Origin of the sequence: Reyranella sp. (assembly GCF_017305915.1) — a bacterium.
GTDB lineage: Bacteria > Pseudomonadota > Alphaproteobacteria > Reyranellales > Reyranellaceae > Reyranella.
This window is the reverse complement of the sequence record NZ_JAFKJN010000036.1, coordinates 1-21,020: the sequence shown is the minus strand read 5'-3', so window position 1 is coordinate 21,020 and position 21,020 is coordinate 1. Positions and strand designations below refer to the sequence as shown.

Annotated in this window: 21 protein-coding genes and 1 tRNA gene; 12 read left to right on the top strand and 10 right to left on the bottom strand. The window is 66.4% G+C overall.

Annotated features, from left to right (window positions below; genetic code table 11):
• The first annotated feature begins 19 nt into the window (after positions 1-19).
• A complete protein-coding gene (locus tag J0J01_RS28875; RefSeq protein WP_296387082.1) occupies positions 20-1,234 on the top strand; it encodes an ABC transporter substrate-binding protein in 1,215 nt (404 codons plus the stop codon).
• Between the two features lie 14 nt (positions 1,235-1,248).
• The gene (locus J0J01_RS28870; RefSeq protein WP_296387081.1) at positions 1,249-1,635 is read left to right on the top strand and encodes a RidA family protein; all 387 of its coding nucleotides are present in this window, start codon (positions 1,249-1,251) and stop codon (positions 1,633-1,635) included.
• A gap of 843 nt (positions 1,636-2,478) precedes the next feature.
• Here the strand turns inward: J0J01_RS28870 and J0J01_RS28865 are convergent.
• Genes J0J01_RS28865 through J0J01_RS28855 form a run of 3 tightly spaced genes read right to left on the bottom strand, consistent with a single transcriptional unit; the run spans position 2,479 to position 4,935 of the window.
• Positions 2,479-3,234, bottom strand: a complete 756-nt coding sequence (locus J0J01_RS28865; protein ID WP_296387080.1) for a C13 family peptidase — start codon at positions 3,232-3,234, stop codon at positions 2,479-2,481.
• 10 nt (positions 3,235-3,244) lie between these two features.
• The gene (locus J0J01_RS28860) at positions 3,245-3,892 is read right to left on the bottom strand and encodes a TetR/AcrR family transcriptional regulator (protein ID WP_296387079.1); all 648 of its coding nucleotides are present in this window, start codon (positions 3,890-3,892) and stop codon (positions 3,245-3,247) included.
• Positions 3,889-4,935, bottom strand: a complete 1,047-nt coding sequence (locus tag J0J01_RS28855) for a phosphotransferase (RefSeq protein ID WP_296387126.1) — start codon at positions 4,933-4,935, stop codon at positions 3,889-3,891. The genes J0J01_RS28860 and J0J01_RS28855 overlap by 4 nt, the downstream gene beginning before the upstream one ends.
• A 588-nt stretch (positions 4,936-5,523) precedes the next feature.
• On the opposite strand from J0J01_RS28855, the gene J0J01_RS28850 reads away from it, so the two are divergent.
• From J0J01_RS28850 to J0J01_RS28815, 8 genes are read left to right on the top strand one after another with little or no spacing between them, the layout of a single operon-like run.
• Positions 5,524-5,973, top strand: coding sequence for a tripartite tricarboxylate transporter TctB family protein (locus J0J01_RS28850; RefSeq protein ID WP_296387078.1), 450 nt, complete (start codon positions 5,524-5,526; stop codon positions 5,971-5,973).
• 1 nt (position 5,974) lies between these two features.
• Positions 5,975-7,477: a tripartite tricarboxylate transporter permease gene (locus J0J01_RS28845; RefSeq protein ID WP_296387077.1), complete on the top strand. Its 1,503-nt coding sequence runs from the start codon at positions 5,975-5,977 to the stop codon at positions 7,475-7,477.
• A 20-nt stretch (positions 7,478-7,497) separates the two neighbouring features.
• Positions 7,498-8,466, top strand: a complete 969-nt coding sequence (locus J0J01_RS28840) for a hydroxymethylglutaryl-CoA lyase (protein WP_296387076.1) — start codon at positions 7,498-7,500, stop codon at positions 8,464-8,466.
• Entirely contained in the window at positions 8,463-8,825 is a 363-nt protein-coding gene (locus J0J01_RS28835; protein ID WP_296387075.1) for a cupin domain-containing protein, read from the top strand. Before J0J01_RS28840 ends, J0J01_RS28835 begins: the two co-directional genes overlap by 4 nt.
• 18 nt (positions 8,826-8,843) lie before the next feature.
• On the top strand, positions 8,844-10,028 hold the full coding sequence (locus J0J01_RS28830; protein ID WP_296387074.1) for a CoA transferase: 1,185 nt from the start codon (positions 8,844-8,846) through the stop codon (positions 10,026-10,028).
• Between the two features lie 40 nt (positions 10,029-10,068).
• Positions 10,069-10,761 carry a DUF6134 family protein gene (locus tag J0J01_RS28825; protein ID WP_296387073.1) on the top strand — a complete coding sequence of 231 codons (693 nt, stop codon included), beginning with the start codon at positions 10,069-10,071 and terminating at the stop codon, positions 10,759-10,761.
• The gene (locus J0J01_RS28820; RefSeq protein ID WP_296387072.1) at positions 10,758-11,135 is read left to right on the top strand and encodes a hypothetical protein; all 378 of its coding nucleotides are present in this window, start codon (positions 10,758-10,760) and stop codon (positions 11,133-11,135) included. The genes J0J01_RS28825 and J0J01_RS28820 overlap by 4 nt, the downstream gene beginning before the upstream one ends.
• Positions 11,135-11,992: an alpha/beta hydrolase gene (locus J0J01_RS28815; RefSeq protein WP_296387071.1), complete on the top strand. Its 858-nt coding sequence runs from the start codon at positions 11,135-11,137 to the stop codon at positions 11,990-11,992. The genes J0J01_RS28820 and J0J01_RS28815 overlap by 1 nt, the downstream gene beginning before the upstream one ends.
• On the opposite strand, the gene J0J01_RS28810 is transcribed toward J0J01_RS28815, so the two are convergent.
• From J0J01_RS28810 to J0J01_RS28780, 7 genes are all read right to left on the bottom strand, one after another.
• Positions 11,982-12,572 (bottom strand): urea carboxylase-associated family protein, encoded by a 591-nt coding sequence (locus J0J01_RS28810; protein WP_296387070.1) that lies wholly within the window; start codon positions 12,570-12,572, stop codon positions 11,982-11,984. The two genes, J0J01_RS28815 and J0J01_RS28810, sit on opposite strands and share 11 nt — an antisense overlap.
• 20 nt (positions 12,573-12,592) lie before the next feature.
• The gene (locus tag J0J01_RS28805) at positions 12,593-13,183 is read right to left on the bottom strand and encodes a DUF1989 domain-containing protein (protein ID WP_296387069.1); all 591 of its coding nucleotides are present in this window, start codon (positions 13,181-13,183) and stop codon (positions 12,593-12,595) included.
• Positions 13,180-13,650 (bottom strand): DUF3237 domain-containing protein, encoded by a 471-nt coding sequence (locus tag J0J01_RS28800; protein ID WP_296387068.1) that lies wholly within the window; start codon positions 13,648-13,650, stop codon positions 13,180-13,182. The genes J0J01_RS28805 and J0J01_RS28800 overlap by 4 nt, the downstream gene beginning before the upstream one ends.
• Before the next feature lie 8 nt (positions 13,651-13,658).
• Positions 13,659-15,272 carry a class I adenylate-forming enzyme family protein gene (locus tag J0J01_RS28795; RefSeq protein WP_296387067.1) on the bottom strand — a complete coding sequence of 538 codons (1,614 nt, stop codon included), beginning with the start codon at positions 15,270-15,272 and terminating at the stop codon, positions 13,659-13,661.
• 4 nt (positions 15,273-15,276) lie between these two features.
• Complete coding sequence (locus J0J01_RS28790) at positions 15,277-15,684, bottom strand: rhodanese-like domain-containing protein (protein ID WP_296387066.1); 408 nt, start codon at positions 15,682-15,684, stop codon at positions 15,277-15,279.
• 172 nt (positions 15,685-15,856) lie between these two features.
• Complete coding sequence (locus J0J01_RS28785; RefSeq protein WP_296387125.1) at positions 15,857-17,899, bottom strand: NAD(+) synthase; 2,043 nt, start codon at positions 17,897-17,899, stop codon at positions 15,857-15,859.
• A gap of 39 nt (positions 17,900-17,938) precedes the next feature.
• Positions 17,939-18,013 (bottom strand) — tRNA-Val (locus J0J01_RS28780).
• A gap of 95 nt (positions 18,014-18,108) precedes the next feature.
• Between J0J01_RS28780 and J0J01_RS28775 the strand changes: the two genes are divergently transcribed.
• Positions 18,109-18,996 (top strand): N-formylglutamate amidohydrolase, encoded by an 888-nt coding sequence (locus J0J01_RS28775; RefSeq protein ID WP_296387065.1) that lies wholly within the window; start codon positions 18,109-18,111, stop codon positions 18,994-18,996.
• A 273-nt stretch (positions 18,997-19,269) separates the two neighbouring features.
• Positions 19,270-20,766, top strand: coding sequence for a M81 family metallopeptidase (locus tag J0J01_RS28770; RefSeq protein ID WP_296387064.1), 1,497 nt, complete (start codon positions 19,270-19,272; stop codon positions 20,764-20,766).
• Positions 20,767-21,020 lie beyond the last annotated feature (254 nt).

The following is a 21,020-nucleotide window of genomic DNA, read 5'->3' as shown; positions in this document are numbered from 1 at the left end:
ACGAGATCGGGAGGAAACCATGGGCATGATCGCAAAAGCGACAGCCGCGTGCGTTGCGTTCGCGTTCAGCGTCAGCCTCGCGTATGCTCAGAAGAAGTACGATCCCGGCGCCTCCGACACCGAGATCAAGCTCGGCCAGACCATGCCCTACTCGGGCCCGCTGTCGGGATTCATCACGCTCGCCAAGGCCGAGCTAGCCTATTTCGACATGATCAACGCCCAGGCCGGCGTGAACGGCCGCAAGATCAGGATGATCTCGCTCGACGACGGCTTCAGCCCGCCCAAGACGGTCGAGCAGACCCGCAAGCTGGTCGAAGAAGACCAGGTGCTGGCGATCTCCGGCTCGCTCGGCACGGCGACCAACGCCGCGGTGCAAAAGTACCTCAACCAGAAAAAGGTGCCGCAGCTCTTCCTCGCGACCGGCGCCGCGCGCTGGAACGATCCCAAGAACTTTCCCTACACGATGACCTTGACGCCGATCTACACGGCAGAGGCCAGCATCTACGCCGCCTACGTCATGAAGGAAGTGAAGGACCCGAAGGTCGCCGTGCTCTACCAGAACGACGATTTCGGAAAGGACTTCCTCAAGGGTTTCGGCGAGCGGCTGGGCCCGAAGGCCAAGGATATCGTCGTGCGCGCCGTGAGCTACGAGGTCACCGACGCCACGGTGGATTCGCAGATCATCGATCTCGCCTCGACCAAGGCCAATGTGTTCCTCAACATCACGACGCCCAAGTTCGCGGTGCAAGCGATCCGCAAGGCGCACGATCTGGGCTGGAAGCCGATGCAGTTCATCGACAACCCGGCGGCCTCGATCGGCATCGTCATGCGGCCGGCCGGCGTCGAGGCCTCCAAAGGCATCGTCTCGGCCGCCTTCGTGAAGGACCCGACCGACCCGCAATACAAGGAAGACCCCGAGTTCCAGGCCTGGGTCACCTGGATGAAGAAGTACTATCCCGCCGGCAGCCTCGAGGACCCGCAGAACGTGGTGGGCTACGTGCAGGCCCAGGCGATCGTGCAGGTCCTGAAGCAGTGCGGCGACCTGCTGACCCGCGAGAACGTCATGAAGCAGGCGGCCAACCTCAGGGACTTCCATCCCGCCATGCTGCTCAAGGGCATCAACATGACGACCGCCCCCGACGACTACCAGCCGATGGAGGAGATGCTGTTGCAGCGCTTCAACGGCGAGCGGTTCGAGGTGTTCGGCGAGCTGCTGAGTGCAAGAGTGAAGTGAAGGAGAAGGACGAGATGGCCAAGCGCAAGAGCATCAACTGGCCGGGTTTCAAGCACGAGAACCCGATCCCCAACGCCAGCAGGATCGGCAACATCCTGATGTCGAGCATCATCAGCGGCCGCGATCCCGACACCCACACCATGCCGCCCGAGGCCGAGGCTCAGGTCGCCAACATCTTCAAGCAGATCCGCCTCTGCGTCGAAGCCGCCGGCGGCACGGTCGAGGACGTCATCAAGATCAACTTCTGGGTCAAGGATCCCGCAGTCGGCCGCAAGATGCTGAATGGCCCATGGACCGAGATGTTTCCCGATACCGCCTCGCGGCCGGCCCGCCACACGCTGGCGCTGGGTGCCAACAATCCCAACCATGTGACCTGCGATTTCATGGCCGTGATCGGTTAGTCGGGTCAGCCTGCTTCTCCTTGCCGGAGTCCGGCAAGGAGAAGTGCCCTCGTCATACGAGGGCGACGGGGTCATCCATTAGCCGAAAATGCGGAAATTCTTTCCCGTCGCGGGACCGGGCCGTTTTCGACCGTTCTTCACCGTTTTGCCCAAGTCGCCTAAACGGCGTGGCGCAGGCCAGGGCACGACACGAGGACGTATCGATTGGCCGTAAATGCGCAAATTCGATTTTCCGCATTTATGGCTGATGAATAAGGCCCACGCTCGTCGGGCCGGGGATGGAAGAGTCGTCCAAGGCTCTCCCCTTTTTCAGTGGAGGAGAGACGGAGTCTTCGACTTACCCCGCCGACTCGGGAGGCTGGAGGACCTCATCGACTAGCCGTAAATGGATCATGTCCGGCCAGGAGATGCCCGTGCTCAGTTTTCGCGTCGTGAACTCTGGGACAGTTGAAATCGACCGTGACAGGCAAGGTATGGCGACCTTGCTGCTTTGGCCGAGTTGGCAGGCATGGGAGCCTCACACATCCACTTGCGTGGACCGTCCATGAACTACAAGGACTCGAGCGAACAGTCGCCCTACGGCGATCCGACAATCCAAGAAGTCATCATCAGCTATGCTGAAGGCGACTGACTTCAAAAGCGCACACTCGGTTTTCCGCATTTGCGGCTAATGGATAAGGTCCGCGCTTGTCGGAGTCCGGGGTAGAAGAGTCGTCCAAGCCCCTCTCTTCCTTTCAGTTGGAGAGAGATGGAGTCTTCGACTTGCTCACCTGGAAAGGTTGGAGAGCCTCATTCATTAGCCGGAAATGCGGAAAATCGAATTCCGGCATTTCCGACTAATCGTTAGCGGCCCGGCAGCCGCAGGTTCGCGACCGCGGGTCCGACGAAGACCTGCGGCCGCGATTCGCGGCGCACGCCGAGCCGACGCTCGAGCGTTGCCACGCAGGCACGCGTCGCCTGGGCGAGCTCGCGCCAGGTCGCGGCACCGTCGAGCGACTGCTGGAAGCACTGGTCGTAGTAGGTGTAGTCGTCGTCGGCGCCGCAGCCGAAGCTCGTGCGATCGGTCGCGGCGGCCGCGACGATGATGCGGTTGGGCCGCCGGGTCTCGGCGTTGATGAAGGTACCGCTGTGACAGGCCGAGACGACCAGCACCGTCGGCCGCTCGCCGCAGCCCGCGCTCAAGGCCTGGTCGAGCGCGCCCGGGCTCAGCGTCCGCCGCTCGGCGCGCAGGAAGAAGCCGCTCTCGTCGCCGTGGCTGGTCATGTAGACGAAGCACGCCTCGCCGCCGGCCGCGCGCAAGCTGCCGTCGATGGCGCGCGCGCTGGCCAATCGGGCGCCGCGCGCCTGCGACGCCGCCAGCAGGGTGATGTTGCGCACGCCCAGCGCCGCGAAGCGCTCGCGCAGGGTGTCGATGCCGTTGTCGAAGGCCGGGCTCGAATTGTCGCCGGCCACCAGCACCGCGCGCCACCTGCCTGCCGGAATGCTGAGGGACGGCGCGGCCGCCACCGCCTGGGCCGACAGCGGCGGCTCGTCGGAGACGCCGGCGCAGCCCGCGGCGAGGCTGGCAGCAAGAGCAGCGGCGAGGAGACGCTTGAACACGGACGGGTGATTAGGCCTTCGCCCCGGCGGCGCGCAAGGCCATGTCGACATAGAGCCGCGCCATCTGCTCCTCCGACATCCGGCCGCCCGGCGTGTACCACATCGAGACGTTCGTCCACTGGTCGAGCATCGCCATCGCCAGCGCCTTGAGGTCGCGCCGGCCGTCGACCTGCGGCGGATCGAGCACGCCCTTCTCGAGGCCTTCGGTCAGGATGCCGACGACGATGTCGCGGATGGCACGGCGGCTGCGGCGGATGTCCCTCACCCGCTCGGCGTCGAGCCAGCTGATCTCGCGGTTGGCGACCAGCGCCTCGATCCTGAGCCGGCAGTGGCGCATGACATAGGCGCGCACGAACGCCGCCAGCTTGGCGCGCGGGTCGCTGCCCGCGCCCGACACCGCCTGCTGGCAGACCCGCTCGAGCTCGGCCTGGGTCGAGGCGATGATGTCGTGCAGCAGCTCGTCCTTGGACTTGAAGTGGTTGTACAGCGCGCCCTGCGTCAGGCCGCAGGCCTTCATGATGTCGCGCACCGTCACCACCGGATAGCCGCGCTCGGCGAACTGCTGGAAGGCCGCCGCGCGGATCGCCTCGACCGGCGGGCGGTTGTCGCGATCCGGGGCGGGCGTCGATTCGACGACGGCGATCTTGCGCTTGCTCATCGCGCCGCTCCCGCGATGCGGTCGACAAGCTGCCAGGCAAGCTCGGCTGCGGGCCGCACCAGCTTGCCCGACTCGGCGGCGCGCATGTTGGAGGCGGTGCCGTCGAGCGCGCGGGCATACACGCCCTGCCGGATGCACGAGACACGGAACAGATTGTAGGCCATGTAGAATTCCCAGAGCGCCGGAGCGGGCACGGCGCGTTTCGACAGAGAGCAGTAGTAGGCGACCATCTCTTGCTCGGTCGGCAGGCCGAGCGCGTCGAGGTCGTGGCCGTGCAGGCCGCCCCAGTCCTTGGGCGTGCGCCACAGCATGCAGAGATAGGATAGCTCGGCCAGCGGATCGCCCAGGGTCGAGATCTCCCAGTCGATCACCCCCAGTACCCGCGGCTCGCTCGGATGGAACACCATGTTGTCGAGCCGGTAGTCGCCGTGGACCAGCACGGTCTCGTCGTTCTGCGGCAGGTGCGCGGGCAGCCACTCGAGCAGCCTGTCCATCGCCTCGATGGCCTCGGTCTCCGACGCCTTGTACTGCTTGCCCCAGCGCGAGATCTGGCGCGCGACGTAGCTGCCCGGCCGGCCGAAATCGGCGAGGCCGAGGCCGGCATAGTCGACGGCGTGCAGGCGGGCGAGCACGTCGAACTTCGCCCGGTAGATCGCCAGCCGGCCTTCCTTGGGCACCTCGGGCAGCAGCGGATCCCACAGCACGCGGCCGTCGCAAAATTCCATGATGTAAAATGCCGTTCCGACAACGCTGTCGTCCTCACACAGCGCGTAGGCCCTGGGCGTCGGCACGTCGGTCCTATTCAACGCGGAGATCACGCGAAATTCGCGGTCGACCGCATGCGCCGACGGCAGCAGCTTGCCCGGCGGCTTGCGCCGCAGCACGTAACGCCGGCCGGCGCCGTCGGTCAGGCGATAGGTCGGGTTGGACTGGCCGCCCTTGAACTGCTCGACCGTGGCAGGCGCCGTGAAGCCAGCAACGTGCTCCGCCATGAAGCTGGCGAGCCGCCGCTCGTCGAAACGGTGCTTCTCCTGCACCGGCATCGTGCCGACATAGTCCGCGCCACGTCTCGCCACTGAAAGGTCCCCGCCTGAACGCCTGTTCACTTTGCCGTCGAGTTTGCTCGCCCGGTCCGGCGAATACAATAAGGCGTTCTGGCGCCGGTACTTTTCGGCACGCCCGGCCGGCGCGCCCTCCTTCGAAGGGATTGTGCCGGTCCGCGTCAATCGTCCGGTCCGCGTCATCGCGGACGCGCCGTGGTCTGCCGTTCCGTACCGGCCTTGCGCCCCGCGTCTCGTTCTCACGCGTCGTCTGTCGGGATGCTCCGCTCGGCTTCCGCGAGCGTCGCCGCCGTTCGCTTCGAGGCGGTCCTCGCCGCCTTGTTTTGCGTGGCGCGCTCTTTCCCCGCGCTCTTTGTCGCGCCCATTGCCGAGCGCTGGCCGACTCGGGTTCCGGTCATGCTATTGCGACAGGCGTTCGCACTCTGCCTGTGCGCGCCATCGCCGTCCGCATTCTGATGCGGTCGTGAGATTGGGGCTTGGGCTGAGCGGACGAATCGTGTTTATTGGGACTGTTGGCCCGGCGTTCTGGGCCCAAAATCTCGATAACGTGTCTGCGTTGGGGAGGCATCGTTGAGCCGATTGCTAAGCAAGGACTTCTTGTCCGGGGTGATGTTCATCGCCTTCGGGCTTACGGCCCTTTGGTTTGGACGCCATCTGGCAATGGGCACCACGGTGCGCATGGGCCCGGGTTACGTGCCGCACATGCTCGCCTACATCATGATGGCGCTGGGCGGCATCATCGTCGTGGTGGCGCTGCTGACGCCGGGCGAGATCACCGAGGCGCCGAAGTGGAAGCCGATCACCATGGTGACGATCGGCATCGTCTGTTTCGCCCTGCTGTTCGAATCGGCCGGCCTGATCCCGGCGCTGATCGTGCTGATCCTGATCGCCTCACTGGGTGGCGACGAGTTCAAGCTCACGGAAGTGCTCCTGAACATGGTCGTGTTGGCGATCCTCTGTATCATCGTGTTCAAGGTCGGCCTCAGCATGAACATCTCCGTCATCCGCGGAGTCTGGTGAGATGGACCTGCTGCACAACCTCAGCCTCGGCCTCGGCGTCGCGCTCAGCTTCCAGAACCTGCTCTATGCGCTGGTCGGCTGCATGGTCGGCACGCTGATCGGCGTTCTGCCCGGCATCGGCCCGGTGGCGACCATCGCCATGCTGCTGCCGATCACCTTCCACCTGCCGCCGACCGCGGCGCTGATCATGCTGGCCGGCATCTATTACGGCGCGCAGTACGGCGGCTCGACGACCTCGATCCTGGTCAACCTGCCGGGCGAAGCATCGTCCGTGGTGACCTGCCTCGACGGCTATCAGATGGCCCGCAACGGCCGCGCCGGTGCGGCGCTGTCGATCTCGGCCCTCGGCTCGTTCTTCGCGGGCACGGTAGGCACGATCATCATCGTGATCTTCGCCGAGCCGCTGACGCGCATGGCGCAGAAATTCGGCCCCGCCGATTACTGCTCGCTGATGGCCCTGGGGCTCGTGGCGGCCGTCGTGCTGGCCAGCGGCTCGGTGCTCAAGGCGATCGCCATGGTGTTCCTCGGCCTGCTGTTCGGCCTGGTCGGCACCGACGTGAACACCGGCGCCCAGCGCTTCACCTTCGACATCCCCGAGCTTTCGGACGGCATCGACTTCGCGCCGATCGCCATGGGCCTGTTCGGCATCGCCGAGATCGTGGTCAACCTCGAACGACGAATGTCGCGCTCCGGCGCGATCAAGGTGACGTCGCTCTGGCCGACCCGCGACGAAGCCCGTCGCGCCTGGCCTGCCGTCGTGCGCGGCACGGCGCTCGGCTCGATCCTGGGCGTGCTGCCCGGCGGCGGCCCGACTCTCGGCGCCTTCTCGGCCTATACGCTGGAGAAGAAGCTCTCCAAGACGCCGCAGATCTTCGGCAAGGGCGCGGTCGAGGGCGTGGCGGCGCCGGAAGCCGCCAACAACGCCGCGGCGCAGACATCGTTCATCCCGATGCTGACGCTCGGCATCCCGTCCAACGCCGTGATGGCGCTGATGGTCGGCGCCATGATCATCCAGGGCATCCAGCCCGGCCCCGAGGTCATGACCAAGAAGCCGGACCTGTTCTGGGGCATGATCGCCTCGATGTGGATCGGCAACCTGATGCTGGTCATCATCAACCTGCCGATGATCGGCATGTGGGTGAAGCTGCTGACGGTGCCCTACCGCTTCCTGGCCCCGGCGATCCTGCTGTTCTGCTGCATCGGCGCCTACAGCCTGCAGAACAGCACGTTCCACGTCGTGCAGGTCGCGATCTTCGGCGTGCTCGGCTACATCTTCGTGCGACTCGGCTGCGAGGGAGCGCCGTTCCTGCTGGGCCTCGTGCTCGGACCGCAGATGGAGGAGTATTTCCGGCGCGCCATGCTACTGTCGCGCGGCGACCCGATGGTCTTCATCCAACGGCCGATCAGTCTCGGCCTGCTGATCGCCACCGCGATCCTGCTGGTGCTGATGGCCCTGCCGAGCATCAAGAAGGCACGCGAGGAAGCGTTCCAGGAAGAGGGCTGACGCCCACGAAGGAGTAGCGGATGTCCGACCTGCCCAAGCGTGTGAGCATCTCCGAGGAAGGCCCTCGCGAGGGTTTCCAGTCGGAGAAGAAGATGATCCCGGTCGCGGACAAGGTCCGCCTCATCGAGGCACTTGCCGAGACCGGGCTCAAGCACATCGCCTGCGTCTCCTACGTCAACCCCAAGCGCGTGCCGACCATGGCCGACGCCGAGGAAGTGGCGCAGGCGATCCGGCAGAAGCCGGGCATCGAGTACAGCGCCCTGTGGCTCAACCAGCAGGGCCTCGAGCGCGCGCTGCGCGGCCCCCTGCACGTCGACGGCGGCGTGCGGGTCACCGCCTCCGACACCTTCTCCAAGAGGAACATCGGCAAGGCGGTTGCCGATGCCCTGGTCGAGCAGCGGATGTCGCTCAAGACCTTCAAGGACCGCGGCATGCCGGTCGAATGGGGCATCATCCTCGGCGCCTTCGGCTGCAACTACGAGGGCGAGCTGTCGACCGAGCTGATCCTGCATCGCGTCCAGCAGGCGCTCGACGAGGCCGAGCTGGCGGGCTTCAGGCTCAAGGGCATCAAGCTCACCGACGCCATGGGCTGGGCAACGCCGGCATCGGTCTATCGCCTGATCGGCGCGATCCGGACCAAGTGGCCGGAACTCGAGGTCTCGCTGCACCTGCACGACACCCGCGGCACCGGCATGGCGGCGGCCTACGCCGGCCTGCAGCTTGGCGTCACCCAGTTCGACGCCTCGATCGCCGGCTTGGGCGGCTGTCCGTTCGCAGCGACCGACGGCGCGGCCGGCAACATCTGCACCGAGGACTTCGCCTTCATGTGCGAGGAGATGGGCGTGGAGACCGGCCTCGACATCGACAAGCTGATCGAAACCGCCAAGATCGCCGAAGAAGTCGTCGGCCGCCTGCTGCCCGGTCATGTAATGCGCGGCGGCACGCTCAAGGCCGCCAAGGCGAAAGCCGCCCAGAAGGCCGCCGCATGAACGCCGAGACCATGCCACTCGGAGGCTTGATCCCCGACTCGACCTACGTCGATATCGACAATGTGCCGTGGGTGAAGACCCGCTTCCCCGGGGTCGAGGCCAAGACCCTGATGGAGAACGCGGAGACCGGCCTCGCCACCCTGCTGATGCGCTGGGCGCCGGGCGCCCGCCTGCCGCTGCACGAGCATGTCGAGATCGAGCAGACCTACGTGCTGTCGGGCTCCTTCTCCGACCATGCCGGCACCTGCACCGCCGGCAACTATGTCTGGCGCCGCGCCGGCAGCCGGCACGACGCCTGGACCAAGGAAGGCTGCCTGATGCTGGCGGTGTTCCTGAAGCCCAACAAGTTCTTCGACTGAACGGTTAGCGAGCGTCCGATGCCTGGCGTGCTGGAAGGAATTCGCGTCCTCGATTTCGGTCGGTACATCGCCGGGCCCTTCTGCGGCACCATGCTGGGCGACCTCGGCGCCGAGGTGATCCGCATCGAGAAGCTCGAGGGCAGCGAGGACCGCTGGGTCACGCCGGTCGCCGACGGCGGCGAAGGCGCGATGTTCCTCCAGATGGGCCGCAACAAGCTCGGCATGACTCTGAACCCGGTGAAGCCCGCCGGCCGCGAGGTGGTGCAGAAGCTGGTCGCCGTGTCCGACGTGGTGATCGCCAACCTGCCCTACGAAGACCTCAGGAAGATGGGCATCGACTACGACACCATCTCAGCGATCAACCCGCGCATCATCCTCGCCACCAACTCGACCTTCGGCTCGGAAGGTCCCTACGCCACCCGCGTCGGCTTCGACACGATCGGCCAGGCGATGTCGGGGGCCATGCACCTCTCGGGCGACGGCAAGGTGCCGACCCGCGCCAACGCGCCCTACGTCGATTTCGGCTCGGCCCTGCTCAGCACCGTCGGCGTGCTGGCCGCCCTGATGGACCGCGCCAAGACCGGCAAGGGCCAGAAGGTCGAAACCGCACTGCTGCGCACCGCCATCAACATCACCAACAGCCATCTGATCGAGCAGGCGATGCTCAGCCTCGACCGCATCGCCACCCTCAACCGCGGCTTCACCGCCGGCCCGTCCGACACCTTCAAGTGCAAGGACGGCTGGATCTACGCCATGACCATCGGCCAGCCGCTGTTCGTGCGCTGGTGCCGCCTGATGGGCAACGAGGATCTCACCGCCGACCCGCGCTTCAAGGACGATTTGGCCCGTGGTGACAACGGCGAGGCGCTGTCGGCGATCATGCAGAAGTGGTGCGATGGCCGTACCGTGGCCGAGGCGCTGGCGCTGCTGGAGGCCAACCGCATCCCGGCCGGCGCCGTCTACACGCCGCAGCAGGCGCTCGACGACCGCCACGTCAACGAGGCGGGCTTCTTCCATTCGATGGACTTCCCCGGCGCGGCCAAGCCCGTGCCCGTGCTGCAGGAGCCGGTGAAGCTCTCGCGCACGCCGCTGAGCATCCGCCGCCGCGCGCCCAAGCTCGGCGAGCACACCGATCAGATTCTTCGGGAACTCGGCTACGAGGCAGCCGTTATCGAAAAGCTGAGGGCCGACCGCGTCGTCTGAACCCTGAGGCGCGTCTGTGGTGTTGGAGGGTCGTTCCGGAATGCTGCGACTGATTGTTTTGACAGTCGCCCTGCTGTTGGCAGGCCCGGTGGCCTTTGCGGCAGACCCATATCCGTCCAAGATCACCTACGCCATCTATCGCGACGGTCAGCCGATCGGCCGGCACACGGTCACGTTCGGGCACAGCGGACCGCTGAAGGTCGTCACCGTCGACTGCCAGGTCGAGGTGAAGGCACTCGGCGTCGCGGCCTACCGCTACAGCCATCGCGGCCAAGAGGAATGGAACGGCGATCAGCTGCAGGCGCTGCAGGCCCAGACCGACGACAACGGCAAGCGGTTCACGGTAGCGGCCGAGCGGCGTGGCGGTGAGCTGGTGGTCGATCGCACGGCGCCGGCCCCGACGGCGAGCGCAGCGCTCGACCAGGGCTACCAGGGGCCGGACGCCAGCCGGCAGGTGCTGCCCGGCAATCTCCTGCCGACCAGCGGCTGGAATTTCGGGCAGGTGAAGCAGTCCTCGCTGCTCAACACCGAGAACGGCAAGATCGCCCACGTGCAAGTGACGCCGGCCGGCCAGGAGATGGTGCGGCTGCCATCCGGCAGCGTCGAGACCACGCGCTATCGCTACACCGGCGACCTGAAGATGGAGCAGTGGTTCGACGCCAAGGGCCGCTGGATCAAGGGGACATTCACCGCTTTCGACGGATCGACGATCGAGTACATTCTGCAGGAATGACGCCTGCCGACCGCTTCGCGCGCCTGACCGACCTCCTCCCCGCCGACACCGACCTGATCCGCCGCGGCCGCTGGCTCGCCGTCGACTGCCGCGTCGATGTCGGGAGCGAACCGTTCTTCCTGTCGATCCGCGAAGGCGCCCTCACCGCGCTCGACCGCGGCGCCCGGCTGATGCGATCCACGGCCTTCTCCTATCGCGCCACCGACGAGGCCTGGACCAACTATTGGAAGCCGATCCCCGAGCCCGGCTGGCACGACCTCTTCGCCCTGACCAAGCGCGGCGCGGCCTCGATGGACGGCGACCTGCGGCCGCTGCTGCAGAACCTGCAGTACTTCAAGGACCTGCTCGCCCTGCCGCGCCGGGAGGCCGTCTGATGGCGCCCGCACTGGAGCCCATGGTCGGCCGCTACGTGCGGCTCGAGATCGATGGCGTGCCGCACCGCGTCTACTTCGAAGAGGCCGGACCCAAGGACGGAGGGGGCATCCCGCTGGTCTGCCTGCACACCGCCGGCGCCGACAACCGCCAGTACCGCCACCTGATGGCCGATCCCGAGATCACGAGCCGCTTCCGCGTGCTCGCTTTCGACCTGCCGTGGCACGGCAAGTCGACGCCGCCGGACGGCTGGGAACGCGGCGAATACCGCCTCACCACGCAGTCCTACACCGCCGCGATCCGCGCCTTCTGCCAGGCCCTGGAGCTCGACAAGCCGGTCGTCATGGGCTGCTCGATCGGCGGCCGCATCGTGCTCAATCTCGCGATCGCGCATGCCGCGGAGTTCCGCGCCCTGATCGCGCTCGAGGCCGCCGATTTCCAGCAGCCCTGGTACGACACCGCCTGGCTGCACCGGCCCGACGTTCATGGCGGCGAGGTCTGCGCCGCGCTGGTCTCGGGCCTGGTCGCGCCGCAGAGCCCGGCAGTGAGCCGCCACGAGACGCTGTGGATGTACATGCAGGGCGGCCCCGGCATCTTCAAAGGCGATCTCTACTTCTATCGCGTCGACGGCGACCTGCGCGAGAAGGTCAAGACGATCGATACCAGGGTCTGCCCGCTCTACCTGCTGACCGGCGAGTACGACTTCTCCTGCACGCCCGAGGACACGCTGCGCACCGCCAAGCAGATCCCGGGCGTCGAGGTGACGATCATGAAGGAGGTCGGCCACTTCCCGATGAGCGAGAACCCGGCCCAGTTCCGCAAATACATCCTGCCGGTGCTCGACAAGATCAGCCGATGATCTCGTAGTGCGCCTCGTTCGGCTGGCCGCTCGTGCCGTTGATCGGCAGGATGTCCTGCGGGCAAGCCGACAGGGCGACGATGCAGTCGAGCTCGGCGCGCAAGGTGACGGCATCGCCGGGCTTGCTGGTCGGCGGATCGAACGACAGCGCCCCGGTCGGCGTCCACGGAATGTTCATGAAGAGATTGAGCGGGCTCGGGCATTCCGGCGGCACGAGGCCAAGGCTCTGCATGGCGGCGAACAGGTTGTCGGTGCAGTTGTCGTGGTACTCTTTCACGCCGAGCAGGATGTAGCGTTCGCTGTCGCAGGCGGCCATCAGCGTGTCGTGGGCGCCGAGGCTGGTGTCCGCGGTCATGGTCAGGATCCTGCGGCGGCGGTTGGTGTAGAGCCCGTCGCCCGGCCGCGGGATCATCCTGGTGATCGTCGCCCGCGTATGCTCCATCGACATGAACTCAGTCAGCATGCCGGCGGTGAAGGCCCAGGTATCGACCACCTGGCTGCCGTGCGTGTTGACGATGCGGATCGACTGTCCCTGCTTCACGTAGGCCGCCTTGCCGCGGCGGGCGGGAATGGTCTCCATCGATCCTCCTCCCCTCTTCACTACCCTTGGCCGGCGATCTCCACCCGGATCGCTGTCGGCTTGAAGCCGTTGCACGGATTGTTGACCTGTGGGCAGTTCGAGATCACCGCCAGCGCATCCATCTCGGCCCGCAGCGCCACCTGGCAGCCCGGCGGCGAGACTCCCGAAGCAATCGCCGCGCCACCCTCCGCCGTCACCGGCACGCGCATGAACCAGTTGATGTTGGGCACGATGTCCTTGCGGCCGAGGCCGTGCCGCGACAGCGCCGCCAGGAAATTCTCGCGGCAGCCGGGGCAGTTCTTCACACCGTAGAGCATCTCGTTCGATGGTGCGCTGCAGCAGCCGCCGATCGTATCGTGGCCGCCGAACTGGTCCTCGACGATGGTGAAGATCGGCCGCGCGACATCGGAATAGAGCTTGTGGCCGGCAGTCAGGAAGATCGTGCCGGCGGCCTTCAGCGTGTTGGGCGCGTGATAGCGCTCCTGCGGGTCCGCCGCGTTGTAGCAGAGGAAGTCGACCGCCTGCTGGCCCTCGAGGTCGGTGATCCGCAGCACCTGGCCCCGGTGGACGATGCCCGACCAGGGCGCGCCGGCAGGAACGATCGTGCTCACAGGATGTGGAAGACCTCGTAGACCGGCCCGCTCGGATCGCGCCGCCCGGTGGCGACGCAGACGATGCGGTTGAGGAAGCGGTACTTCTCCGACGCCGTCTCGAACCACGGCGTGGTGCGGAAGTAATACTGGTTCGGGTCGACCTTCTCGCCCTTGTTGAGCGCCTCGATCACCCATTGCGGGCCGTGCCGCATGCCCTCGTAGCGCATGTAGATCAGGTGGCCGTCGTCGGTCTTGAGCGTCAGCCGCACGTTCAGCATCAGGATGCCGTCGCGCCGCAGCAGCAGCCAGTCGCCGGCCGGCGCCGGCAGCACGGTGCCGCGGATCTCCTCGCCCTCGAAGGTGCCGCCGGTGACGGCGGCGATGCGGCGGCGGCCGTACGGCGTCTCGCCGACGTCGGTCATGTTGGGATCGACCGTCAACGACAAAGTGAAGAGATGGTTGGAACGGAGCTCGGCTTTGCTCATCAAGGGCCTCAAATGCGGGCGCTGCGGCCGGCCCAGTAGGGCTCGCGCAGCTCGCGCTTCATGATCTTGCCGATGGTGCTGCGCGGAAGCGAGTCGCGGAACTCGACGCCGACCAGCCTCTGGGTCTTGCTGAGCTGGTCGTTGGTCCAGGCCATGACCTCGGCTTCGGTCACGCTGGCGCCGTCGCGGCGCACGCAGAGCGCCAGCGGCGACTCGCCCCACTGCTCGCTCGGGATGCCGATCACCGCGACGTCGACGACGTCGGAATGCTTCAGCAGCAGCACCTCGATGTCGGCGGCATAGACGTTGAAGCCGCCGGAAATGATCATGTCCTTCTTGCGGTCGAGCAGGATGACGAAGCCGTCCTCGTCGATGCGGCCCATGTCGCCGGACTTGAAGTAGAGCCGCCCCTGGTCGTCGTACCAGAACAGCTCGCGCGTCTTGTCGTCCTGCTTGTAATAGCCCTTCATCATGGCCTGGGCCCGGCCGGCCAGCTCGCCGATACAGCCCTGCTGCAGCACCTTGCCCTGCTCGTCCAGCACCACGATCTCGGCACCGAGGCCGGGCTTGCCGACGGTATGGAGCTTGTCGGGATGAAGGTTGGCCTCGAGCGTGCAGGAGCCGCCGCCTTCGGTCAGACCATAGATCTCGATCAGCCGGCCCGGCCAGCGCTTCACCGCATCGGCCTTGATATGGGCGCGCAGCGGCGCGCTGGTCGACAGCTTGCACTTGAAGGAGCTGAGGTCGTACTTGTCGAAGTCCGGATACGCCAGGATGCGCTGGTACTGCACCGGCACCAGCATGGCGTGGGTCACCCGCTCCTTCTGGGCGATCTCCAGGAACTTCACCACGTCCGACTTGGGCATCAGGATGGTCGTGCCGCCGACACCCAGGGTCGCCAGCACCGCGACCAACGTGGTGTTGGAATAGAGCGGCGTCGAGGCGAGCGAGATCGACTCCGGATCGTAGTCGAAGGCCGTGAACCGCACCGCCAGCAGGTCGCGCATGGCATGGGTGTGCAGGATGCCCTTGGGTAGGCCGGTCGTGCCCGAGGAATAGATGATGTTGAAGTCGTCGAGCTGCTCGATCGGCAGCTCGAACGGCAGGTCGCTCGCCCCGGCGAGCCAGGTCTCGAAGTCGTGCCAGCCCGGCCGCTCGAAGTCGTAGGCGATGCGGCCGCCGGGGATCAGCTTGCCGAGGCGCGCATCGTAGGGCTCGACCAGCGCGCGGTACTGGTCGGACAGAAACAGCAGCTTGGCATCGCAATCGTCGAGCATCTTCTCGAGCGCGTCGGCCGCCGCCATGGTCGAGAGCGGCACGACGCAGGCGCCGGCGCGCAGGCCGCCCATGAAGGTCTCGACATACTCGACCGAGTTGCCGGCGAGGATCGCGATCTTGTCGCCCTTGCCGATGCCCATGCCGGCGAGGGTGCGGGCGATCTTGTTGATGCGGTGGTCGAGCTCGCGCCAGGTGCGGGTCTTGCCCTCGCATACCACGGCGCGCCTGTCCGGCCAGGCCTCGGCGTGGCGCGCGATGCGGACGGGAATGGAGACGAAGTCGGGAAAATCCGCGAGCGTCGGCTGCGGCACCAGGAGTTCGCCGGGCAGTGCGTCGGGCGCCATCGCCTTACTTCTTCGGCTCGACCTTCGCCACGGGGCCGCCCGCCTTCTTCCAGGCGCCGAGGCCGCCTTCGAGATGTGCGACCGGCATCAGGCCCATGTCCTGCGCCGTCTTGGTCGCGAGCGCCGAGCGCCAGGCGCCGGCGCAGAAGAAGATGAACTTGTTGCCGCTCTGGAAGTAGTCCTTGGCGTACGGGCTCTCGGGATCGATCCACATCTCGAGCATGCCGCGCGTGACGTTGATCGCGCCCGGGATGCTGCCGTCGCGCCACAGCTCGCGCGGATCTCGGATGTCGATGAAGGTGACGCCCGGCTGGCCGACCAGCTTGATCGCGTCGGCAACCGGCACGGTCTCGATCTCGGCGCTGGCCTCGTCGACCATCTGCTGCACGGTCTTCTTCATCTTGAGCGGCATCGGCATTCCCTCCCGGTCCGATGCGGTATTTGTACTAACGCTCGCGCTCAGAGGCGATTGATTTCGAATTCGACACACGAAAATCCGAACTGCGACAGCCCCTCGCCGACCAGGTCGGCTTTCTCGCGCTCGGCGTCGACGTCCTGCACGTCGAACCCGAGCATCACCCTTCCTACTTGGCGGGGACGGACGCCTTCAGCTCTGCCAACCAGACATCGGGGCTGCCGTCCGAGGGCGCACGCCAATCGCCGCGCGGCGACAGCGAACCGCCCGACGATATCTTCGGTCCATTGGGCAACGCCGAGCGTTTGAACTGGTTGCCGAAGAAGCGCTTGAGGAACAGCTCGAGCCAGCGATGGATCTCTTCCATCGAATAGGCGCGCTGCGCCGTATCGGGGACGTTCGCGGGCCATGCGCCCTTCCTGGCGTCGTGCCAGGCATTCCAGGCGAGGAAGGCGATCTTCGACGGCCGGTAGCCGAGCCGTGTCAGATAGAACAGGTTGAAATCCTGCAGAGCATAGGGGCCGACGAAGCTCTCGGTCGCCTGCACCGCGCCGTTGTCGCCGGGGATCAGCTCGGGCGAGATCTCGGTGCTCAGGATGTCGTGCAGGATGTCGGCGGTGTTCCTGTCGACATCGCCCGAAGCCGCGACGAAGCGGATCAGGTGCTGGATCAGCGTCTTCGACACCGAGCCGTTCGGGTTGTAGTGCGACATGTGATCGCCGACACCGTAGGTGCACCAGCCGAGCCCGAGCTCGGAGAGATCGCCGGTGCCGACCACCATGCCGCGATGCTGGTTGGCCAGCCGGAACAGGTAATCGGTGCGCAACCCCGCCTGCACGTTCTCGAAGGTTACGTCATAGACCTTCTCGCCCTTGGCGAAGGGATGGCCGATGTCGGCCAGCATCTGTTTCGCCGCCGGCTTGATGTCGATCTCGTCGGCGCTGACGCCCAGCGCCTTCATCAGCTTCCAGGCGTTGCTGTGGGTTTTGTCGGTCGTGCCGAAGCCCGGCAGGGTGAACGCCTTCACGTTCGCCCGCGGCAGGCCGAGCTGGTCCATCGCCCGGCAGGTCACGATCAGCGCATGCGTCGAATCGAGGCCGCCGGAGACGCCGATCACGGCATTCTTGGTGCCGCTCGAGTGAAGGCGCTGCGCCAGGCCCTGGACCTGGATGTTGTAGGCCTCGTAGCAATTGTCGCGCAGCTTGGCCGGATCGGACGGCACATAGGGGAAGCGTTCGATCGGCCGCGCCAGCGCCACGCTCTCCTGCGGCGCCTCGAGCTCGAACCGCACGGTGCGGAAGCGCGCCACGCGGTCCTTCTCCTGCGCCGCGCAGTCGGCGAAGCCGCCGTTGCGCAGCCGCTCCTGGCGGATGCGGCCGAGATCGATGTCGGCCGACACGATCGTGGAGTCCTTCTCGAAGCGCTCGGACTCCGCGAGCTGATCGCCGCATTCGTAGAGCGCGGCATGGCCGTCCCAGGCGAGATCGGTCGTCGATTCACCCGGGCCCGAGGCCGAGTAGGCGTAGGCCGCACTCGCGCGCGCCGACTGGCTGCCGCACAACAGGCGCCGCATCTCCGCCTTGCCGATGGTGATGTTGCTGGCCGAGAGGTTCAGCAGCACCTCTGCGCCGGCGAGCGCCGCATGGCTCGACGGCGGCACCGGCATCCAGATGTCCTCGCAGATCTCCACGTGAAAGGTGACGGGCACCGAGCCGGTCGAGCGGAACAGCAGGTCGGTGCCGAAGGGCACCGTCTGCCCTGCCAGCTCGGTCTCGCTCGTGATCGTGTTGGCGCCCGACACGAAGTGCCGCTTCTCGTAGAACTCGCGGTAGTTCGGCAGGTACATCTTGGGCACCGCGCCCAGGATCCTGCCGCGATGGATGACGATCGCGGTATTGTACAGTCGGTCGGTCACCCGCAGCGGCGCGCCGACCACCAGGATCGGGAACAGGTTCTTCGACGCCTCGACCACCTTGGCGACCGATTCTTCGATCTCGTCGAGCAGCGCGTCCTGCATCAGCAGGTCGTCGATGGCGTAGGACGACAGCCCCAGCTCGGGGAAAATCATGATCGCAGTGCGAGAGTCGTCGCCCTGCTTGGCGAGCCGCAGCGTCTGGCCGAGATTGTATCCGGCGTCGGCCACGCGCGTGCGCGGAACGCAGCACGCGACGCGCACGAACTCATGGGAGTAGAGCGAGTAGAAATTCGGGATCAAGGGATGGGGTCCAGCGGCTAAGGCTCCCCCCGGCGGTGGTGGGCGCGACAGGGATCGAACCTGTGGCCACTGCCATGTCAAGACAGTGCTCTACCGCTGAGCTACGCGCCCATCGCCGGAAGGCGGTTCGTCTACAATGACACTTTCGCGTTGGCAAGTGACTGCGACAAGTGACGGGCCGGTCTGCGCGCGGTATGACAATTTTCATGAGTTTGTCGCCGGTCGATCACGACTCCCTGGATTGCCGCCTGCCCGACCGCCAGTCGCTGCCCCTGGTCGTGGCCTCGCCGCACAGCGGCGCGCTCTACCCCTCCGAATTCCTGGCCCAGGCCGCCGTGCCGCTGACCGCGCTCCGCCGCGCCGAGGATGCCTTCGTCGACGAGCTGTTCGCCTCCGCACCGGGCCTCGGCATCCCGCTGCTGGCGGCCCGTTTCCCGCGCTCCTACGTCGATGCCAACCGCGAGCCCTATGAGCTCGATCCGGGCATGTTCGAGGGGCCGCTGCCGCACGCGCTCAATCACCGCACCACGCGGGTTGCCGCCGGCCTCGGCATGATCCCGCGGGTGGCGGCGAGCGGCGAGGCGATCTATCGCGGCCGCGTGCCGGCCATCGAGATCGAGCGCCGGCTGGAGACCTGCTGGCGGCCCTATCACGTGGCGCTGTCGGGGCTGATCGAGCAGACCTATGCCCAGTTCGGCGGCGTGCTGCTGATCGATGCCCATTCGATGCCGTCCTCGGCCTCCGGGCTCAGCCTGCGCGAGCATGGCGTCGACGTCGTGCTGGGCGACAATCACGGCGAGGCCTGCGCGCCGCTCCTGGTCGACGCGGTCGAGCGCTGGCTGGCCGCCCAGGGTCTCAGGGTGCGGCGCAACCAGCCCTATGCCGGCGGCTTCACCACCCAGCGCTACGGCCGGCCGGCCGTCGGCCGCCACACCCTGCAGATCGAAATCAACCGGGCGCTCTACATGGACGAGGCCCGGCACACCAAGCTGCCGACCTTCGGCGCCACCCAGCGGCTGATCGCGGGCCTGCTCGACGCGATCGGCCAGGGCGCCCTCGAGGCGCTGCTGCCCCGTCCAATGGCCGCCGAGTAAGCGTTCAGGCAAAAAAAAGGGGCCGTGACAAGCACGGCCCGAGTTTAGGGAGGAAACGCCCAAGACGGGCATACAGCAAACAAAGAGGCCGCCGAGGCGGCGTTTGCTGCCCCCAAACAATGGTGCACCTGCGAAGTGAATGCAAGAGGCAAAAAGCCTCTTTAATTCACATGCTTACAGATTTTTTCAGATGTGCGGACAGTGTGGCTTTTCTGCAACGCACACAAATCCAGAAGGTTCAATAGGTTAGAGCGTTTCAAGGGGAGACTGGCTGTGGCGAAGAAGTTTGTTGTTGCGATGATGATGCACGAGACCAACACGTTCTCGCCGCTCCCTACTCCCATCGACTCCTTTGCCCGCCACGGCGCCCTGACCGGCGCGACCGCGATCAAGGACTCGGAGGGCACCAACACCTCCCTCGGCGGGTTCATCGAGGTCGCCCGCAAGGCCGGCGCCGAATTTACAGTCCCGATGGCCGCGTCCGCCCACCCGTCCGGCCTGGTCACCAAGGCCGCCTACGAGCAGATGACCACGGCGATCGTCGATGCGGTGAGGAAGGGCTGCGATGCCGTCCTGCTCGCCCTGCACGGCGCCATGGTCGCCGAGCACCATGACGACGGCGAAGGCGAGCTCTTGAACCGCCTCCGCAAGATCGCGCCCGACGTGCCGATCGCCGTCGCGCTCGACTTCCACACCCAGATGACCGAGGCGATGATCAAGGGCGCCACGATCATGACCGGCTACCGCACCTACCCGCACATCGACATGGCCGACACCGCTCGCCGCGCCGGCCGCACCCTGCTGCGCATGCTCGACGGCGAGATCGAGCCGAAGATCGTGTGGGGCACCCGCCCGATCATGAGCAGCTCGCTGGTCCACACGCCCTCGCGCGAGCCGATGAAGACCCTGATGGGCATGGCCAACCAGGCCGAGGACACCGGCCAGGTGCTGAACGCCTCGGTGTTCGGCGGCTTCCCGCAGGCCGACATCCCTCACCTCGCCCTGTCGTCGGCGATCGTCTGCGACAAGCGCACCGCCGAGGGCGAGGTGCTGCTGAACAGGATCCTCGATACGGCGTGGGAGAAGCGCGAGGGCTTCCTGTTCCATCCCGAGCCGCTGTCGGTCCAGGTGGCGCGCGCCAAGGGCTATGCCGAGGGCCCGGTGGTGATGGCCGACCATGGCGACAACACCGCCTCGGGCGGCACGCAGGACGTCATGAGCGTGATCGAGGAGGCGATGAAGCAGGGCCTCGAGGACGCCGTCGCCGGCCCGATCTGCGACCCGGCCTGCGTCGACCAGATGATCAAGGCCGGCGTCGGCAACGAGGTGACGCTCGAGCTTGGCGGCAAGGTCGACATGCCGGCCATGGGGCTCAAGGGCAAGCCGCTCAAGGTCAGCGGCAAGGTCAAGGCGATCACCGACGGCAGCTTCGTCGTCACCGGCCCGATGGCGACCGGCACCACGGTGCGCATGGGCCGCACCGCCGTGCTCGACACCGGCAAGATGCAGATCGTGGTCTCGGAGAAGCGCGCCGAGCCCTACGACCTCGGCGTCTTCACCCATTGCGGCATCGACCCGCGGCGCAAGAAGTACGTGCTGATCAAGTCGCGCCAGCATTTCCGCGCCGGCTTCGAGCCGATCGCCAGGCACATCGTGATGTGCGACGGCGACGGCTGCACGGCGTCGGACCTCAAGCTCTTCAAGTACGAGCGGGTCAAGCGGCCGCTCTATCCGTTCGATCTGGACATGCGGCTCGGCCGCAACGATTGAGGGTTCAATCCTCCTCCCTAACGCGTAGCGTTGGGGAGGTGTCCACGAAGCGGACGGAGGGGTCATGAGCCTCACTGTGGCCTCTGACCCCTCCGCTCCTTCGGAGCACCTTGTGTCTTGGAATGGGTGCAGACTGCGGTCGCCAGAGGATCGGCTCGCACCCGATCCTCTGGCGCGGCAGGAGAGCCCGTCTGGCACCAAGACTGCACGTCGTTGGGGAGCTTGGGCCCCGGCCGTTGTCTTCGCAAACCCGA

Bases quoted from the DNA above. Each gene is read 5' to 3' on its own strand.
- J0J01_RS28820 (WP_296387072.1), top strand. From the start codon at position 10,758: ATGACGCCTGCCGACCGCTTCGCGCGCCTGACCGACCTCCTCCCCGCC.
- J0J01_RS28870 (WP_296387081.1), top strand. From the start codon at position 1,249: ATGGCCAAGCGCAAGAGCATCAACTGGCCGGGTTTCAAGCACGAGAAC.
- J0J01_RS28860 (WP_296387079.1), bottom strand. From the start codon at position 3,892: ATGAGCAAGCGCAAGATCGCCGTCGTCGAATCGACGCCCGCCCCGGAT.
- J0J01_RS28825 (WP_296387073.1), top strand. From the start codon at position 10,069: ATGCTGCGACTGATTGTTTTGACAGTCGCCCTGCTGTTGGCAGGCCCG.
- J0J01_RS28790 (WP_296387066.1), bottom strand. From the start codon at position 15,684: ATGCCGCTCAAGATGAAGAAGACCGTGCAGCAGATGGTCGACGAGGCC.
- J0J01_RS28810 (WP_296387070.1), bottom strand. From the start codon at position 12,572: ATGGAGACCATTCCCGCCCGCCGCGGCAAGGCGGCCTACGTGAAGCAG.
- J0J01_RS28840 (WP_296387076.1), top strand. From the start codon at position 7,498: ATGTCCGACCTGCCCAAGCGTGTGAGCATCTCCGAGGAAGGCCCTCGC.
- J0J01_RS28800 (WP_296387068.1), bottom strand. From the start codon at position 13,650: ATGAGCAAAGCCGAGCTCCGTTCCAACCATCTCTTCACTTTGTCGTTG.
- J0J01_RS28815 (WP_296387071.1), top strand. From the start codon at position 11,135: ATGGCGCCCGCACTGGAGCCCATGGTCGGCCGCTACGTGCGGCTCGAG.
- J0J01_RS28855 (WP_296387126.1), bottom strand. From the start codon at position 4,935: ATGCCGGTGCAGGAGAAGCACCGTTTCGACGAGCGGCGGCTCGCCAGC.
- J0J01_RS28835 (WP_296387075.1), top strand. From the start codon at position 8,463: ATGAACGCCGAGACCATGCCACTCGGAGGCTTGATCCCCGACTCGACC.
- J0J01_RS28775 (WP_296387065.1), top strand. From the start codon at position 18,109: ATGAGTTTGTCGCCGGTCGATCACGACTCCCTGGATTGCCGCCTGCCC.
- J0J01_RS28795 (WP_296387067.1), bottom strand. From the start codon at position 15,272: ATGGCGCCCGACGCACTGCCCGGCGAACTCCTGGTGCCGCAGCCGACG.
- J0J01_RS28875 (WP_296387082.1), top strand. From the start codon at position 20: ATGGGCATGATCGCAAAAGCGACAGCCGCGTGCGTTGCGTTCGCGTTC.
- J0J01_RS28830 (WP_296387074.1), top strand. From the start codon at position 8,844: ATGCCTGGCGTGCTGGAAGGAATTCGCGTCCTCGATTTCGGTCGGTAC.
- J0J01_RS28845 (WP_296387077.1), top strand. From the start codon at position 5,975: ATGGACCTGCTGCACAACCTCAGCCTCGGCCTCGGCGTCGCGCTCAGC.